Source organism: Nostoc flagelliforme FACHB-838, from assembly GCF_014698065.1.
Classification (GTDB): domain Bacteria; phylum Cyanobacteriota; class Cyanobacteriia; order Cyanobacteriales; family Nostocaceae; genus Nostoc; species Nostoc flagelliforme_B.
In genome coordinates this window covers 1-1,839 of the sequence record NZ_JACJSI010000689.1, presented here as the reverse complement: position 1 = coordinate 1,839, position 1,839 = coordinate 1, and the positions used below count along the sequence as shown (strand labels likewise).

Here is a 1,839-nt window from a genome sequence, read left to right as displayed (position 1 = left end):
TGCGAATATTTTTGATTCGTAAATCTTGAGTCGGTACTGGTTGAGGGACTACGCTAAGTTTTGGTGTGGATGGAATAGTTGATGAAGCACCACCTAAAAGAGATTGGATGTCATGAATGATAGTTGCCCAATCCAAATCTCTACTCCATTCCCTGTAAATTTTGGTTTTGGTTGCGGCATCGTAAAGATTGCAGAAAACCGTGTTTTCGTCGCCAGCATTCGCAACGATAATCAGTGGCTTAGAAAAATCTTGAACTAATGACGCAGCTAAAAGGAAGCTTTTGGCAAAATTGGTTTCAACACCAGTTCTTATGACGTAAAGTTCATCAGCACTGACAACAATATCCAGCTTCAAGTTGTCCTTACCTTTAAATTCTTTAGTCGTTAGGCGGAGTTCAGACAAATATCCAGTTAATGCTCTTTGGGTAACAGAGGTTTTCTTATCTTGGCTGATATTGAACTTGTACCAAACATAAGATTCTCCGTCTACTTCCCCCTGATTGACATATAAATAAACAGGTTCAGGAGGGTTGCATAAACCTAATTTGATTTCAGTAACCATGTTCACCTCGGCTAAGTTTCATTGATTAGTGTTTCGTGTGCAATAATGGGAATCCTGTAGCGGGAGAAAAACTTCCGTGCGTTCACTTGAATAAGCGGCACTCATTCAGGTAAACGCTTTTTTACAAGGCAGAAGGTTCTCGATTTCGCTCTAACTCCCATTGCAGATAAGTCAGTGCGGTTTGAGTATCCGCAATGTTTAAATCAGGTTGATATCCCTCGTTTAGGAGTTGTCTGTAGTCTGGGTGCGTAGCAATAAGAGATATCAGGGTTTGGGCTTGTTCAACTAATTGCTGGAGACTGGGGTTAGACATTTCTATGCCAAGCCGTGAACATAAATCCTCTGCCTTTACACCAAAGCTTCCTGGTTCAATTTCTGTTGCTAATTCTTCAAGCAGAGATTGAAAATTCGGGTGTTCATCGTTAATTTCAACCTCAAACAAATATGCACTCTTTGTAACGGTGGTTGCCCAATCTGGTAATGTGTGTGGAATCGTCTTCGCGTAAAGTTTCATAATTGTGTCCTCTGGGATTAATAACCTAAAAATCCTCGGCAATCTCCAACAAAAAGCCACGTCCTGTATTCTGTACTTGCACTAGTTGTCTATCCAGCAGAGTTTGAATGACTGAATCGGAGAATTGGAATTGCAGCCGATGTAATGGAACACAACCACCACAAAGTTGAAGTAAACGCAGCAAGTGCTTGGCTCTCCCCTCAAAGTTGTCTGTAGACTTAGCCATTGTTTGCACCTCTAGCTAATATGGTTAACTGTCGATTGAGAATGCTTATCTGCTGTTGATAAAAGTCAATCTCTGCGGTAATTTGCTGAAATAATTCTTCTGGTGTGAGCGGTTGGATTTGATCCTCTTTCAAGTACGATATTTCATCAGAATTCTTGTTAGGCATCAGTACATACGGTCGGTTCGCTCATTTCACAAACAGAATAGCCAAATAACAGCGTGGGCGTTGCATAATAGAGGGATGAATTGAGGTCATTTACTGTGCAATGTCCATACTGCGACTCTACTGAAATTAGAAAAAATGGTAAACGAAGAGGTAAACTTTCATCACATTTGCGTCAATTGTGGTCGTCAATTTATCGATGTTTACAGTCCACCAAAAGGATACTCAGATGAAATCAAGCAAGAATGTTTAAGGTCATACGTTAATGGCATGGGATTTCGAGCCATTGAGCGTGATAAAGGAGTTCACCATACAACCGTAATTTATTGGTTAAAACAAATAGGCGAAAAACTCCCCGACGTACCGCCTAACGA

At 40.7% G+C, this 1,839-nt stretch carries 4 protein-coding genes and 1 pseudogene; 1 reads left to right on the top strand and 4 read right to left on the bottom strand.

Translation table 11 applies throughout. From position 1 onward, the window contains the following. The 4 genes from H6G97_RS50750 to H6G97_RS50735 all read right to left on the bottom strand — a co-directional run. Window positions 1–562, bottom strand: a 562-nt coding sequence (locus H6G97_RS50750; protein ID WP_190947735.1) for a hypothetical protein, incomplete at its 3' end; no start/stop codon positions are given. Window positions 563–683: 121 nt separating this feature from the next. Beyond that, entirely contained in the window at window positions 684–1,076 is a 393-nt protein-coding gene (locus H6G97_RS54580) for a hypothetical protein (RefSeq protein WP_242056207.1), read from the bottom strand. A gap of 25 nt (window positions 1,077–1,101) precedes the next feature. Further along, window positions 1,102–1,302, bottom strand: a complete 201-nt coding sequence (locus tag H6G97_RS50740; RefSeq protein ID WP_190947734.1) for a hypothetical protein — start codon at window positions 1,300–1,302, stop codon at window positions 1,102–1,104. Continuing rightward, window positions 1,295–1,468, bottom strand: coding sequence for a hypothetical protein (locus H6G97_RS50735; protein ID WP_242056206.1), 174 nt, complete (start codon window positions 1,466–1,468; stop codon window positions 1,295–1,297). Before H6G97_RS50735 ends, H6G97_RS50740 begins: the two co-directional genes overlap by 8 nt. A gap of 95 nt (window positions 1,469–1,563) precedes the next feature. Between H6G97_RS50735 and H6G97_RS50730 the strand changes: the two are divergent. Then, window positions 1,564–1,839, top strand: a pseudogene (locus tag H6G97_RS50730) (IS1/IS1595 family N-terminal zinc-binding domain-containing protein); the annotation flags it as partial.